Source organism: Mediterraneibacter hominis, from assembly GCF_014287475.1.
In the GTDB taxonomy this organism is placed as follows: Bacteria; Bacillota; Clostridia; order Lachnospirales; family Lachnospiraceae; genus Mediterraneibacter; species Mediterraneibacter hominis.
On the sequence record NZ_JACOPF010000001.1, the window covers coordinates 1,227,936 to 1,243,659 of the forward strand.

The window sequence follows — 15,724 nt, forward strand, 5'->3', positions numbered from 1 at the left end:
TTCTTTTTATTTCAGTAAATAATTATCCGAAAAAGTGCGGCATCAGTTAAAATGCCGCACTTTATCATTGCGTATCCTATCGAACGTTTTCTTATTTCCTGCCGCAGCATTGTTTATATTTCTTGCCGCTTCCACATGGGCATGGGTCGTTCGGATAAATCTTTTTCTCCTCTCGCTTCTTCGGCGCCCGCACAGAACTTTCATCCTTGTTCGTGCCTGTCACCTTCGCTACTTCCTCTCTCTCGACTTTCTGCTCAACGCGGATATGGAACAATGTACGAATCGTCGTCTCTGCAATCGCGCCTGTCATCTCGCCAAACATATTATATCCCATCATCTTGTATTCGACAAGCGGATCTCTCTGCCCATACGCCTGAAGCCCGATTCCCTGCCGCAGCTGATCCATATCGTCAATATGATCCATCCACCGTGCGTCAATTACTTTTAAAAGCACAACCCGTTCGATCTCTCTTAACTGTTCTGCCTCTGGGAACTCTGCTTCTTTGTTCTCATATTCTTTCACCGCTTTTTCCTTCAAAAGATGCTTCAGCTCTTTCTGCTGCATTCCCATCAGCTCTTTTTCCGGCGGAAGGATAAGCTGCGGAATGATGTCGTGGATAGCGACTTCCATTCCCTTGATGTCCCAGTCTTCCGGTTCTGCCTCGGCAGAAGCAAATCTGTCCGCCGTATTCTCGGCATACTCTGTAATCATGCTGTAGATAGTATCACGCATACTCTCTCCATCCAGTACTCTGCGCCTCTCTCCATAGATGATCTCTCTTTGTTCATTCATCACCTGATCATACTCCAGCAGATTCTTACGGATTCCAAAGTTGTTACTTTCTATCTTTTTCTGGGCTTTCTCAATCGCACTAGAAAGCATCTTATGTTCGATCTGCTCGCCGTCCGCCACGCCCAGAGCATTGAAAACCCCCATCAGCCTTTCTGAACCGAACAGCCGGAGCAGATCGTCCTCCAGAGAAATATAGAAACGGGATTCTCCCGGATCTCCCTGACGTCCGGAACGGCCGCGCAGCTGGTTATCAATACGCCTGGATTCATGGCGTTCTGTACCGATAATTTTCAAACCGCCAGCCTCTCTTGCCGCTTCATCCAACTTAATATCTGTACCACGCCCCGCCATGTTTGTCGCAATAGTAACGGCGCCGTGCACACCTGCGTCCGCGACGATCTGCGCCTCTAATTCATGGTATTTCGCATTCAACACATTATGCTTGATTCCTTCTTTTTTCAGCATTTTACTTAAAAGCTCGGAAACTTCAATTGTGATCGTGCCGACTAAAACCGGCTGTCCTCCTGCGTGCGCCTCCTTAACTGCCTCTACTACCGCCTCATATTTTTCACGCTTTGTCTTAAATACTGCGTCATCTAAATCTTTTCTCTGCACCGGCATATTTGTCGGTATTTCAATAACATCCATGCCATAAATGTCACGGAATTCTTTTTCTTCTGTGAGTGCAGTACCCGTCATACCACTTTTTTTGTCAAATTTATTAAACAGATTCTGGAAAGTAATGGTCGCCAGCGTCTTGCTCTCTCTTCTGACTTTTACATGTTCTTTTGCCTCAATCGCCTGGTGCAGCCCATCAGAATACCGTCTCCCCGGCATGATACGCCCTGTAAATTCATCGACGATCATAACCTCTCCTTCTGCCGTTACGACATAATCCTGATCCTTGAACATCAGATTATGGGCACGCAGCGCAAGAATAATATTATGCTGGATTTCCAGATTTTCCGGATCTGCAAGGTTTTCAATGTGGAAAAACTTCTCGACTTTTTTTACACCGTCTTCTGTTAAATTTACTGCCTTTTCTTTCTCATTGACGATATAATCTCCTGTCTCCTCAATCTCCTCGCCCATAATTGCGTTCATCTTGGAAAACTCGCCGCTTGCCTCACCTCTCTCCAGCTGGCGTGCCAGAATATCACAGGCTTCATACAGCTTCGTAGACTTACTGCTCTGTCCAGAAATAATCAAAGGTGTTCTCGCTTCATCAATCAGAACCGAGTCCACCTCATCAATAATGGCAAAGTGGAGTCCTCTTTGTACAAGCTGCTCTTTATATATCACCATATTGTCTCTCAGATAGTCAAATCCCAGTTCGTTATTTGTCACATAGGTAATATCACAGTTGTATGCGGCGCGGCGTTCGTCATTGTCCATTCCGTTTAAGACAACACCTACCGTCAGACCTAAGAATTCATGTACCTTCCCCATCCACTGGGCGTCACGGTTTGCCAGGTAATCATTGACTGTGACAATGTGAACTCCTTTTTCTTCCAATGCGTTCAAATATGCCGGAAGAGTGGATACAAGGGTCTTTCCTTCTCCTGTCTTCATCTCCGCGATTCGTCCCTGATGAAGGATAATCCCGCCGATCAGCTGCACCCTGTAGTGCCGCATGCCAAGCGCTCTGCCCGCCGCTTCTCTGACTACCGCATATGCCTCCGGCAGAATATCGTCAAGCGTCTCTCCGTCTTGCAGCCGCTGCTTAAACTCCCGCGTTTTTTCTTTTAGCTCTGTATCGGACAACGCTTTCATATCCGGCTCCATTGCCTCAATCCGGTCCACAATCGGATAGATACGTTTTAATTCGTTCTCGCTATGTGTCCCGAAAATCTTCTCTACTAAACCCATAATCTGCAATTTACTCCTTGTTTAAATTTACTCTACGCTCCATTTTATCACTAACGATTGCCTAATTCAACCAATTCATAACTTGTTCATAATTCCTTTACAGCTTTGCAATAATGTGATAAGGGACTTTTCCTCCAAACAAGTCCAACGCACTCCCTATTGTAAAATCCAGCCTTCCTTCACATTCCTTTTCAAATTCCTTTAACTCCTCCATACTTGCAATTCCTCCTGCATAAGTAACCGGACAGGAGGTATGTTCCTTTAATATATGTACCAGTTCTCTGTCAAATCCTGCCGCTTTTCCTTCCACATCTACTCCATGAACCAAAAACTCATCACAGCTTCCGGCAAGGCGGTACAGCACCTGCTCTGATAATATTACATCGGTAAATTTCTGCCACCTGTCTGTCACAATATAGTAGTCTTTTCCTTTTCTGCGACAACTTAAATCCAAAACCAGACGCCTTTTCCCAATTTTTTTCACCAGCTTTTCCAGATTCTCCTGGTGGAATTTTCCTCCCGAAAATACATAAGAGGTAACAATCACATGACTCGCCCCGGCTTCTATATAATCAGCCGCATTCTCCTGCGTAATTCCCCCGCCTATCTGCATGCCTCCCGGATAGGCTCGAAGCGCTGACAGCGCCTGCTGCCTTGTCGCTTCAAAATACAAAGACTCTCTGGAATTTAAAAGAATAATATGCCCGCCCTTTAATCCGTCTTTTTTATATAACTGCGCATACCACGCGGCACTTTGTTCTGTAGAAAAATTTGTCACCGCTTCATTTCCCTCGTCTTTTAAACTTCCCCCGACAATCTGTTTCACTTTCCCGTTATGTATATCAATACATGGTCTGAATTTCATCGCTTTCTCCTTTTCCCTCTAGATTAAATAATCCTTTCTGCAAGACAATTTTTATCCATTATATCACGTCAATAAAATACCGTCATTTCTTTTTGTACCAGGGGAATTCAAAAATTTCCCCCTTAATAAAGAGTTCCGCAGACGGAACTCTCGCGCCGAGCGCGGTCTCTTTAGCGACATACTTCTAATTCGCGCGAGTGCCCTCCCTTCGCTGGGGGGGTAGTCCCTGTACATCCCTCCCGGCTGGTTTTGTCGTATGGGGAAAATGCCTGCTCGTACAAGCCCAGCAGCCGCTTGCCAGGCTTATCACATAAAAAATAGAAGGGGCAGCTCCCCTTCTATCGGTTTTCCTCTGTTGTTTTTTCCACGCCGTTATTTTCTGTCATGTCATCAGCCGCTTTGTCCACGTCATCTGTGATATCGTCTGTCACATCATCTACTCCGTCTGTCACATCATCTACAGCATCGTTGACAATCCCATTACCCTTGTCAGATTTATCGTCTGTATCTGTTCCCTTTGTCGCATCGTTTACATTGTCCTCTGTCTTTGTCTGATCTGCGCCATTGTCTGCATCTTTTTCACTGCCGCACGCCGTTGCTGTACTTAATACTGCCGCGCAGAGAGCAAGAAGCAGAAATTTTTTCATTCTTTTCATAAGAATCTCTCCCTTTCCATAAAATATTGTGTCCCTTAATTTGCAGGACATGTATGTTCTACTGTCCTTTAGAGTATACCTTACCGGGCGAAGTCCGCCTTCCCGAAGGGAATGTATTACGGTATGCCTTTTAGGGTATAACATTAATATCCACACAAATTTCCTTGTTTATGCATTAGGAGAAAACTTTTTTTATTTTACGCCTTTTCTTAGCTTTTCCATAGCGCGTTCTTCAATCTGCCGCACCCGTTCTCTGGTCACATGCAGTACCTTTCCTACTTCTTCCAAGGTATATGCTTTCCCGCCTTCCAGGCCAAAACGCATTTTTATGACTTCCTGCTCTCTTGGGCTGAGCATGTTCAACAGTTCTTTCACTTCTTCTTTCTGTACAAGAAGATTCATTGCTTCCTCCGGAGTCTGCTCTGCCTTATCCTCCACCAAATCTGACAGACTGGTATCCCCCTCTTCCCCTATAGGGGTTTCCAGTGAAACTGGTGTCTGAAGGTAGCTTAAAATTTCTTTTACATATTCCTCTGTTTTATTCTCTAATTTCTGTGCAATCTCTGCCGCAGTTGCCTCTCTTCCCAGCTTCTGCTGGAGCTCTTTTCGTATTTTCTGGACTTTTTTCATACTTTCTGCCACATGAACCGGAACACGGATCTCCCGCGCCTGCTCATCTAAAGCCCGCATTATCGCTTCTTTTATCCACCACGAAGCATAAGTGGAAAACCGGTTTTCCTTTGTATAGTCATATTTTTCCACAGCGCGCATCAACCCTAGATTTCCTTCCTGAATCAGATCCAGAAAGGAAAGCCCTCTTCCGGTATAATGCTTCGCTATAGAGACAACCAGACGCAGGTTTCCCTCCTCTAATTTTCTCTTTGCTTCTTTATCTCCCTGTGCACTTTTTTGCCCCAGCACACGCTCCTCTTCTTCCGTCAGAAGAGGAATCTGTCCGATTTCTTTTAAGTAGATTTTCAGAGGCTCTGTCGCTTCCACATCTTCTGGAATCGTAATCTCCTGCTCTATTTTGTCATCCATAAATCATAATCTCCATTATAATTTTTCCACAATTCTTCCGCTTCTATATGCCAAAAGAAGCGATTCCAAATCTTTCACTTGTTCCTTTAATTCTTTTCCAATATCTGTATCTCCTACAAGACGGCGTTCTAATACTCTTTTTACCACCATCATCTCAGAGTGTATATCACTTTCCTTTTGGATAGCAGCTTCTGTAGACTCGAAGGGCTCGTGCGCCACAAGAAGAAGCCCATAAGAATTGTAAATTAACGTATACCCTGCGATTCCGGTTTCTTTCTGATATGCCTTGGAAAATCCTCCGTCAATTACCATTACTTTTCCATTACATTTGATCGGACTCTCTCCGTCTTTTCTCTTTACCGGAACATGTCCGTTTACAATGTGTGCTTTCTCTGGATTCAGGCCAAATTCTTTCATAATTGTGTCCACAACCTGTTCATTTTCCAGAAGGAAATAATACGGGTTCTTTTTTTCCACATGTGTTTCTTTCTCTGCCAGAAAATACCGTTCAAAGGTCGCCATCTTATTCTTTCCAAACAATGGAGAATCCGGATGCAGCCAGATATACCACATTGCGTCTCTGCCGTTTTGTTTCTCCTGCTCATGTAAGGCAAAAAATCCTTTCCGTATATAACTGTCCAGAGCATCGTATAGTTTCTTTCCTTTATACTTCTTTCCAAACAGCTCTACTTCTTTTAAGCTTCCATCTTCATTAAGAGGCACACAGCCATGATAGAGCAGATTATTGTTGTATACTTTATACAACCCTCCTTTTGAAAGAAGAAGCCGCATATGCTCCTGCAGCTTTTCACAGCCTGTAAATGCCCGTTCCAGCCGTTCCATAATATCCTCTTCTTCTTCACTTAGGGCATAGGGATTCTTAGGATCAATCGTAGGAAAATTGGTATCCAAAAGCCGGTACTCTTTTCCATCCAGCATAATCGTACCTTTCTCATAATTGATTTTATCCAGAAGCGCACGTTCCTCTAAATGGAAAGCTTTCTGCTGGGCTATAATCTGCCCTTCTACCTTAAACTGAATGATAGAGATTGCCTTATGCATACGCAGATCCATCTCCATCTCCGCTTTATTCGGTTTCTCCGGCCCCTTTAATTTAAAACATGTACAAGGATCATCCTGATACGTCCGAAGCGCAAACGTGGCCAGCGGCAGAAGATTGATTCCATATCCATCCTCCAGAATATCCAAATTCCCATAACGCGCACAGATGCGTATCACATTGGCAATACACCCTCTTTGCCCTGCTGCGGCCCCCATCCACAGCACGTCATGGTTTCCCCATTGTATGTCCAAAGAATGGTAAGTTGCCAGCTTGTCCATAATAATATGCGGCCCCGGCCCTCTGTCATAAATATCGCCTACGATATGTAAATGATCTACAACCAGCCGTTGAATCAGCCCTGAAATCGCCTCAATAAATTCTTCTGCTCTTCCTATGCGGATAATCGTCATAATAATCGAATTATAATAGGACTCTTTGTCATTGATCTCTGCTTTCTCTGTAATCAGCTCCTCAATTACATAGGCAAAATCCTTAGGCAGTGCTTTTCTTACTTTGGAGCGGGTATATTTGCTCGCTGCACGCTTGCTTACTTCAATTAGGCGGTATAAATTAATCTTATACCAGTCCTCCATATTGCTTTCTGTTTTCTTCACCAGCTCCATCTTTGCTTTTGGATAATAGATCAAGGTGGCAAGAGACTGCTTGTCTCTTGAACTTAAAGTATTTCCAAAGACATCATCGATCTTTCTTCTGACAGAACCTGAACCATTTTTTAAAACATGGGCAAATGCTTCGTATTCTCCGTGAATGTCTGTAAGGAAATGTTCCGTTCCTTTGGGCAGGTTTAAAATTGCCTGCAGGTTGATAATTTCCGTAGACGCTGCCGCAATCGTAGGATATAAATCCGACAGTCTCTCCAAATATTTTGTCTCCAGCTCTTTCATGGATTCCTCCCTAATATAAAACCAGTTATCTATTAAAATGCAATCACATCTCCCATGTCATACATGCCGCTTGTCTTTCCCTTCAAAAACTTTGCCGCCTCCACTGCGCCCTTTGCGAATACACTTCTGGAATATGCTGTATGCTTAAACTCAATCACTTCATCTGTGCCCGCAAAAAACACCTCGTGCTCTCCTACAATCGTTCCTGCTCTCACAGCAGAAATACCTATTTCTTTGCCGTCCCGTTTTTTTCTCACCTGGCTTCTGTCATAGACGTAGGTATATGCATTGTCCAGCGCCTCATTCATGGAATCTGCCAGCGCCAGGGCTGTGCCGCTTGGTGCATCCAGCTTCTGATTATGATGTTTTTCCACCAGCTCCATATCATATCCGGCAGGAGCCAGCACTTTTGCTGCTTCTTTTAACAATTTCAGCAATAAATTGATACCCATAGACATATTTGCAGACTTTAATACCGCAATCTTCTGGGATACTTTATCCACACTCTCTAACTGTTCTTCGGAAAGTCCAGTTGTACACAATACAACGGGCAGTTTCTTTTCCTCACAGTAGTCCAGTAACGCATCTGCCGCCTTTGCATTGGAAAAATCAATCACCACATCGGCTTTAACATCACACGTTTTGATGTCCTCAAACACTGGATATTCATTCATTGTCTCTGTGTATGTGTCGATTCCCGCTACAATCGCTGCTTCTGCATCACACTTCACGATTTCTGTAATCATTCTTCCCATTTTCCCATTGCAGCCATGTAAGATTATTTTAACCATATTTGCTCCTCCTTATGTTCCGGTGTCTGTATTCACCGATACTGTCAAAAAAAGGATACCACATTTGAGTTCTTTCCTCAACATTGATATCCTTTTCACAAATAGTCTCTATTCTTCTTCGTTTAAACATTCCAGCTTGCTGACAGACACTTCATATGCTGTCCTTACTTCTGTCTCTGTTTCTGATAATTTTTTTACATAATCCCTGCTCTGGATTCGCCCAAGCACCTGCACATGTTCTCCTACTTCAAATCCAGATGCATACCTTGCATTCCTTCCCCAGCAGATACATGGAATATAGTCTGATTTCCCGTAAGGGCGGTTTACCGCAAGCAGCAAATCCGCAATCTCTCTCCCTAGAGGTGTTTTTCTGTAAACCGGCTTTTTGCAGATATATCCTTCCAAAAAAATATAGTTTGTCTTAGCGCCGTCCGGTTCTTCCTCAATAAATTCCACTTCTCTTGCAAACACAGAAAGCACCAGCCGGTTTTTCTGTTCCTCATGGCGGTTATAGGAGCGAAACTGTCCGGATACCATAATAAAAGCTCCTCTGTAGTCCTGTGTCACATCAATCAATCGTTCTGAAACCATAAGCGGAATCCGGTCATTTGAATTACTTAAGCGTCTGACCAGAACATCCACCATATAGAAGCCCTCCCCGAACACTTCGTGGCTGTATGTAAATGTAGAAGCCACCTCGCCTATAATTGTCACCTGGTTGTTCTCAATAATCTTATCTGACATAATTTGTAGTTCTCCCTTCCTCTGTTTGGTATTTTTGAGTCAATACTAAGTTTATGAAGGGTATCTCTTATTTAGAACGGATATACCTTAAGAATCCTTCGACAAAAAGAGCCAGTCTTTTTATCCCCCTTGTAAATTTTCTATTTTATGATAGAATAATACAGTTGTAAAAGTAAAACCCGAATATTGGATAAAGAAAGAGTGTTATTTATGAAAACAAAACGTGAAGATATTAGAAATATTGCGATCATTGCCCATGTAGATCATGGTAAAACTACCCTGGTGGACGAGCTGCTCAAGCAGAGTGGTGTTTTTCGTGAAAATCAGGAGGTTGCGGAACGGGTCATGGACTCCAATGATATTGAACGGGAACGCGGAATTACCATTTTGTCCAAAAATACTGCTGTATTTTACAATGGAGTGAAAATCAACATCATCGATACCCCCGGACATGCCGATTTCGGAGGAGAAGTCGAGCGCGTGCTGAAAATGGTAAACGGTGTCGTCCTGGTAGTTGACGCCTTTGAGGGAGCTATGCCACAGACAAAATTTGTATTGCGCAAAGCACTTGAATTAAATCTTCCAGTGATTGTCTGCATTAATAAAATTGACCGCCCAGAGGCAAGACCCGACGAGGTCATCGACGAAGTGCTGGAATTATTCATGGACTTGGATGCTTCTGATGAACAGCTGGACTGTCCTTTTGTCTATGCTTCCGCCAAATCGGGCGTTGCTGTTCTGGACTTAACAGATGATGAAAAGGATATGAAGCCTCTCTTTGAAACGATTATCGATTATATTCCAGCTCCTGAAGGGGATCCGCAGGCCCCTACCCAGGTGCTTATCAGTACCATTGATTATAATGAATATGTGGGCCGCATTGGTGTCGGCAAAGTCGACAACGGTACTATCGCCGTCAATCAGGAAATGCTGCTTGTCAACCACCACGATCCAGATAAACAGGAAAAAGTAAAAATCAGCAAGCTCTATGAATTCGATGGTCTGAATAAAGTAGAAGTAAAAGAAGCCGGTATCGGATCCATTGTCGCTATCTCCGGTATTTCTGACATTGCTATCGGGGACACGCTCTGTTCTTCAGAGAATCCACAGGCAATTCCATTTCAGAAAATATCAGAGCCTACTATCTCTATGCAGTTTATCGTCAACGACAGTCCTTTTGCAGGACAGGACGGGAAATATGTTACATCCCGCCATATCAGAGAGCGTCTTTTCAGGGAGTTGAACACAGATGTCAGCCTTCGCGTGGAGGAGACGGAAAATGCAGACAGCTTCAAGGTATCAGGCCGCGGCGAGCTCCATCTGTCTGTCCTGATAGAAAACATGCGCCGCGAAGGATATGAGTTTGCAGTCAGCAAGGCAGAGGTACTTTATAAAACAGACGAAAAGGGGAAAAAGTTAGAGCCAATGGAGCTTGCCTATGTAGATGTGCCCGAAGAATTTACTGGAACCGTAATAGACAAATTAAGCCAGCGAAAAGGGGAGCTTCGAAATATGGGCGCCTCAAATGGAGGCTGCACCCGTCTGGAATTTTCCATTCCCGCCCGAGGATTGATTGGATACCGCGGCGAATTTTTGACTGACACAAAGGGAAATGGAATTTTAAATACGACCTTTGACGGGTATGCTCCCTATAAAGGGGATATTCAATACCGGAAGCAGGGGTCTCTTATTGCCTTTGAAACAGGCGAATCTGTAACTTATGGATTGTACAGCGCCCAGGAACGTGGTACATTATTTATAGGGCCCGGTGAAAAAGTATATGCGGGTATGGTAATCGGACAGAATGGAAAGGCAGAGGATATTGAGCTAAACGTCTGCAAAACCAAGCATCTTACAAATACTCGCTCCTCCAGCGCTGATGAAGCGCTTCGCCTTACTCCGCCGCGTATTTTAAGCCTGGAACAGGCGCTCGACTTTATCGATACAGACGAGCTTCTGGAAGTAACTCCTAAATTTCTGCGGATTCGAAAAAAAATTCTGGACTCCAGAATGCGTAAGCGCAGCAATCTGAAATAAAGCTCTGCACGTTTCCGCTTCGCCATGCCGCGTCCGCAAAAGACCGTTGATGAAAGGAAACTCTTTATGAAAAAATATGCAAAAGCATTTCTCAAAAGTCTGACCACTGCCTTGGAATATATTATTGCGGCGCTGCTGGCAGGCGGAATCATCATTATGATCGTACAGGTGGTGGGAAGCTTCAGCCACCTGACAGACATCAGTAAATATCCGAATTACGAGGATCTGCTCACCGTATGCTTCAATTTAATTATAGGTGTGGAGATGATTCGTATGTTATACCTGCACACACCGATAACCGTTTTCGAAGTCCTTCTTTTTGCGATTGCGCGGCAGGTTATCATCGATCACTCTTCTCCTGTCAACAGCCTGCTCGGTGTAATCGCTATTGCCATTTTGTTTGCGACCAGAAAGTTTCTCTTTGTAACCTTTGACGAGGCGGAAAAAACGATCTTTCGCGCCAATCAGAAAGTACGACATGTTAATCGGCTCATCCATGTAAATATTCCATATGAAAATGATGAAACACTGTTGGATGTAATCACAAAAAAATTGAAAGAGGAAGATACAGAAATTGGAACAGGCGCATGTACATATTTTTCTGATTTTGGTCTCCGTGTTGCCAAAATTACAGATGGAAAAATCACCCGAATTGAAGTGATTCGTTCTATACATTAGACAGGTTTCATGCTATAATATCTACATAATACAAACAGATTTTTTCTTTCTGCTTGTATAATATGAACAAAAGGAGTTGAGCAGCATGAATTTTATTATCAGTGGTAAAAACATTGAAGTGACTCCCGGATTAAGGGATGCCATCGAACAAAAATTAGGAAAACTTGAAAGGTATTTCACTCCTGAAACAGAAATTATCGTAACTCTCAGTGTGGAAAAAGAACGTCAGAAAATCGAAGTCACGATTCCTGTCAAAGGAAACATTATCCGTTCCGAACAGACAAGCAATGATATGTATGTGTCTATCGATCTTGTCGAGGAGGTAATCGAACGTCAGCTTCGCAAATACAAGAACAAGCTGGTTGCAAAAAGTCAGGGACATCCTACCGCTTCTTCCTCCGGAAATAATTTTAAAAAGGAATTTTTTGAATCTGAGGAAGATTCCATCGAAGATGATGAAATCCGCATCGTAAGAACAAAACGCTTTGGCATCAAGCCAATGTATCCAGAAGATGCATGTATTCAGATGGAGCTCCTCGGACATAGCTTCTTCGTTTTCTGCAATGCTGAAACAGAAGAGGTAAATGTCGTATATAAACGTAAAGATGGTTCCTTTGGTCTGATTGAACCAGAATTTGCATAAGAAGATGAAAGATAGTAAAAAAACCGGATCTGCTTACGCTGATCCGGTTTTTTGTTTCTTACTCTTCTTCTAATATTTCTGTCTTTTGATTCACTTTAGCAAACCAGCATATCCCGATTCGCTCTATCTGCGCTTTACCGTTTGTCCCTTCTGTAATCTCAAAGCGCAGTCTCTTTTCTCTTTCTTTTTCCTCTAAAACAATCAGCTCCACCTGTTCTGCATAGCTTATTTCTATCACAGGCACGTCGTCTTTTCCTAAAATATACTGAATTTTCCCAAGCCCGTTATAATCTGTCTGGATTTTTAGTTTAAATCCTTTTATTTTGGTAATAATCGTACTGTGAGCAAGCCCCTCCTTACACGCAGAGGAATATGCCCGTACGAGCCCGCCTGTTCCAAGAAGTGTTCCGCCAAAATACCTTGTCACCACGACCAATACATTATATAATTTCTGTCCCCTGATTACCTCAAGAATCGGCTTTCCCGCAGTGCCTCCTGGTTCTCCGTCATCACTAAACCTCTCTGTCACCTGTTCTGTTCCAATTACATATGCCCAGCAGTGGTGTCTTGCATCCCAGTACTGCTTCTTTATGTTTTCTAAGGCTTCTGTCGCTTCTTCTTCAGAGGAGACCGGAAATACCGCTGCAATAAAACGGGATTTTTTCTCTGTAATTTCCGCAGAGGCTCCCTGATATACTGTCTGATAACGTTCCAAACTACCAACCTCATTTCTTTTCTGCTATTAACACTATACCAGACTTGAAAAAAACTACAAGAATTTCTTAAGATTTACTTAGAAATGTGAAGATTTTATTTTTTTCTTTATTTAGATTGGCAAATTTGCTATAATCATAAGAGTGATTCTACACGCCGGAATATTTTCGGCGTCTCATCGTCACAGACGGTTGTTTCTGTCTGTGTTTTATCGCCCCAGGCGTATATAAGGAGGATTTGACATGAATTACGGAAAAGAGAATCTTTCCAGGAGGAAGAAAAATATATCTTCTAAAAAGAACATGAAGAAGAAACGGGTAGGTGTCCGGGTATTTAAGTCAGTAATCATCTGTGTGCTTCTTATCGGTATTATCGGCATAGCCGGAGCCGCTTTTTTTGCAAAGAAAATCATAGATGATACACCGAAAGTCACTCCCGCAGATATTAAGCCGCAGGGATATACCACTTTTGTATATGCTAAGGACGGTACGGAATTGGAACAGTTCAAGGAATCCGGATCCAACCGTGTATATAAGACAATCGATGAAATTCCAGAATATCTGGCAAATGCTTTTGTCGCAATTGAGGACGAGCGGTTTTATGAGCATAACGGAATCGACTTACAGGGAATTTTAAGAGCCGCTGTTGTCGGGGTTACTTCCGGCGGTGATTTTTCACAAGGAGCCAGTACTTTAACCCAGCAGCTTATCAAAAACAATGTATTTCCTAATTTTACAGAAGAGAAAACATTTTATGACCGATTGGAAAGAAAGCTGCAGGAGCAATATCTCGCCGTTGAGATTGAACGGCAGATGAGTAAGGACGAAATTTTGGAGTCCTACATGAATACAATCAATCTGGGACAGAGCTGTCTGGGAGTTCAGGCAGCCTCCAAACGGTATTTTAACAAGGATGTCTCAGAGCTGACACTCTCTGAATCCACAGTGATTGCAGGTATTACGCAGAATCCTACTTACTATGATCCTGTTACAAATCCGGATCACAATGCCAAACGGCGGGAAGAGGTTCTGCAAAAAATGCTGGATCAGGAATATATTACACAGGCAGAATATGAGGAAGCCCTGGCAGATCCAGTATATGAACGCGTACTACAGACAGCGCCGGCTTCTGATGCAACCCCTTACTCCTATTTCTCTGATGCCCTGGCTGAACAAGTCATCCAGGATTTAATGGATAGAAAAGGCTTTACGGAGACACAGGCTCACAATGCTTTGTACAGCGGCGGGCTTACCATTACAGCAACCCAGGATCCCACTATACAGCAGATCTGTGATGAGGAGGTAGCAAATGTAGGCGATTATCTGGGCGTATGGGAATACGGACTTGATTATGCGCTGACAATCACCCGCGCAGATGGTACAGTGGAAAACTACAGTAAAGAAATGCTTGGAGAATATATCGGCTCTGCATGGGGACGAGAATATCCTCTGGTATTTTATTCAGAAGATGAGGCAAACAGTGCAATCGCCGAATATAAAGGGACTTTGAATATTGCGGAGGGCGATATCGTAGATGAACGGATTGATATTACACCACAGCCGCAGGCTTCTGTCGTTTTGATGGATCAGTATACAGGAGAGATAAAAGCTATTGTCGGAGGACGTGGGGAAAAGAAGGCAAGTCTTTCTCTGAACCGTGCCACTGACTCTCCCAGACAGCCTGGTTCCTGTTTCAAGGTTCTCTCTACCTATGCTCCTGCATTGGACAGCGCAGGTTATACACTTGCAACTATGATTGACAACAAAGGGCCGTTTACCTACAAGGACGGCAATAAGGCAAATAACTGGGACAACGTATACCCAGGGCAGTCCACTGTCCGCTACGCTATTGAACATTCCATCAATGTCTGCGCCGTAGAGACGCTGACTGCGATTGGTGAACAGACAGGCTATGACAAGCTGATCGATTTCGGATTTACAACATTGGTAGACGGCAATGACGAGAACTATCCTGGTATGACAGATGTGCAGCAGGCTACTGCATTGGGCGGTATCACAAGAGGTGTCTATAATATGGAGATGACGGCTGCTTATGCTTCCATTGCAAACAACGGCGTATATACAAAGCCTATTCTGTATACACAGGTGCTTGATCATGACGGAAATGTCCTGCTGGACAATACAACACCCGATACACATCAGGTGCTCAAGGATTCGACCGCTGCGCTTTTAACCAGCGCTATGAAAGACGTTATCGAAAAGGGCACCGGTACTTCGGCTAGATTGAACAGCATGCCTGCTGCCGGCAAGACAGGTACGACCGAGAACAGTACAGACTTGTGGCTCTCTGCTTTCACCCCTTATTATACCTGCTCAGTATGGGGAGGATATGATGAAAATAAACCAATGGACGGTATCAGCCAGTCCTGGCATATGACTTTGTGGAAAAATATTATGGATCGTGTCCACGAGGGACTGGAGTATAAAGACTTTTCAATGCCGTCCTCCGTAGAACAGAAAACAATCTGTACAAAGACAGGACTACTGGCAGTAGACGGCTGCCCTTCCCTGACCGAATATTTTGCAAAGGGTACAGTTCCGACACAGAGCTGTTCCGGACATAAATCAGAATCTGATGATTCAGAGAAAAACAAAGAAGATGATAAGGACACCTCAGATACCAGTGATTCCAGCAACGGAAATACCGGAAATGAAACCGGCGGCGGCAGTTCTGGCGGTGAAACTGGCGGTGGTACTGGCGGTGATTCCGGTGGCGAGACTGGCGGTGGTGACTCTGGTGGAGAAACCGGCGGCGGCGATTCCGGCGGCGAGACTGGCGGTGGCGACTCCGGTGGGGAAACCGGCGGTGGTAATTCTGGCGGTGGCGACTCTGGCGGTAGTTCTGGAGAAGGAACCGGACAATAGACATTTTCAAATATAGTGACTCATGCAAAAACCTCCTGAC

At 43.9% G+C, this 15,724-nt stretch carries 12 protein-coding genes; 4 read left to right on the top strand and 8 right to left on the bottom strand.

Going from position 1 to position 15,724, the window contains the following annotated elements:
• Positions 1–91 precede the first annotated feature (91 nt).
• From secA to H8S37_RS06010, 7 genes are all read right to left on the bottom strand, one after another.
• A complete protein-coding gene (gene secA / locus H8S37_RS05980; protein ID WP_186875090.1) occupies positions 92–2,662 on the bottom strand; it encodes a preprotein translocase subunit SecA in 2,571 nt (856 codons plus the stop codon).
• Positions 2,663–2,759: 97 nt separating this feature from the next.
• Positions 2,760–3,527 (bottom strand): phosphoribosylformimino-5-aminoimidazole carboxamide ribotide isomerase, encoded by a 768-nt coding sequence (hisA, locus tag H8S37_RS05985; RefSeq protein WP_186875091.1) that lies wholly within the window; start codon positions 3,525–3,527, stop codon positions 2,760–2,762.
• A gap of 338 nt (positions 3,528–3,865) precedes the next feature.
• Entirely contained in the window at positions 3,866–4,183 is a 318-nt protein-coding gene (locus tag H8S37_RS05990; RefSeq protein ID WP_186875092.1) for a hypothetical protein, read from the bottom strand.
• Between the two features lie 192 nt (positions 4,184–4,375).
• Complete coding sequence (locus tag H8S37_RS05995; RefSeq protein WP_186875093.1) at positions 4,376–5,224, bottom strand: sigma-70 family RNA polymerase sigma factor; 849 nt, start codon at positions 5,222–5,224, stop codon at positions 4,376–4,378.
• Between the two features lie 15 nt (positions 5,225–5,239).
• Entirely contained in the window at positions 5,240–7,192 is a 1,953-nt protein-coding gene (locus H8S37_RS06000) for a fructose-1,6-bisphosphatase (protein WP_186875094.1), read from the bottom strand.
• Between the two features lie 32 nt (positions 7,193–7,224).
• Positions 7,225–7,983 carry a 4-hydroxy-tetrahydrodipicolinate reductase gene (gene dapB, locus H8S37_RS06005; protein ID WP_186875095.1) on the bottom strand — a complete coding sequence of 253 codons (759 nt, stop codon included), beginning with the start codon at positions 7,981–7,983 and terminating at the stop codon, positions 7,225–7,227.
• Between the two features lie 108 nt (positions 7,984–8,091).
• Positions 8,092–8,727 (bottom strand): single-stranded DNA-binding protein, encoded by a 636-nt coding sequence (locus H8S37_RS06010; protein WP_186875096.1) that lies wholly within the window; start codon positions 8,725–8,727, stop codon positions 8,092–8,094.
• 210 nt (positions 8,728–8,937) lie between these two features.
• Between H8S37_RS06010 and typA the strand changes: the two genes are divergently transcribed.
• The 3 genes from typA (at position 8,938) to hpf (ending at position 12,085) form a co-directional block, all read left to right on the top strand.
• The gene (gene typA / locus H8S37_RS06015; RefSeq protein ID WP_186875097.1) at positions 8,938–10,764 is read left to right on the top strand and encodes a translational GTPase TypA; all 1,827 of its coding nucleotides are present in this window, start codon (positions 8,938–8,940) and stop codon (positions 10,762–10,764) included.
• Positions 10,765–10,830: 66 nt separating this feature from the next.
• Positions 10,831–11,442 carry a transporter gene (locus H8S37_RS06020; RefSeq protein WP_186875098.1) on the top strand — a complete coding sequence of 204 codons (612 nt, stop codon included), beginning with the start codon at positions 10,831–10,833 and terminating at the stop codon, positions 11,440–11,442.
• Between the two features lie 85 nt (positions 11,443–11,527).
• Complete coding sequence (gene hpf, locus H8S37_RS06025) at positions 11,528–12,085, top strand: ribosome hibernation-promoting factor, HPF/YfiA family (protein ID WP_186875099.1); 558 nt, start codon at positions 11,528–11,530, stop codon at positions 12,083–12,085.
• A 58-nt stretch (positions 12,086–12,143) separates the two neighbouring features.
• Here hpf and H8S37_RS06030 read toward each other — a convergent pair whose 3' ends face one another.
• Entirely contained in the window at positions 12,144–12,800 is a 657-nt protein-coding gene (locus H8S37_RS06030; protein WP_186875100.1) for a YigZ family protein, read from the bottom strand.
• A 241-nt stretch (positions 12,801–13,041) separates the two neighbouring features.
• On the opposite strand from H8S37_RS06030, the gene H8S37_RS06035 reads away from it, so the two are divergent.
• Positions 13,042–15,684, top strand: coding sequence for a transglycosylase domain-containing protein (locus H8S37_RS06035; protein WP_186875101.1), 2,643 nt, complete (start codon positions 13,042–13,044; stop codon positions 15,682–15,684).
• The last annotated feature ends 40 nt before the right edge of the window (positions 15,685–15,724 follow it).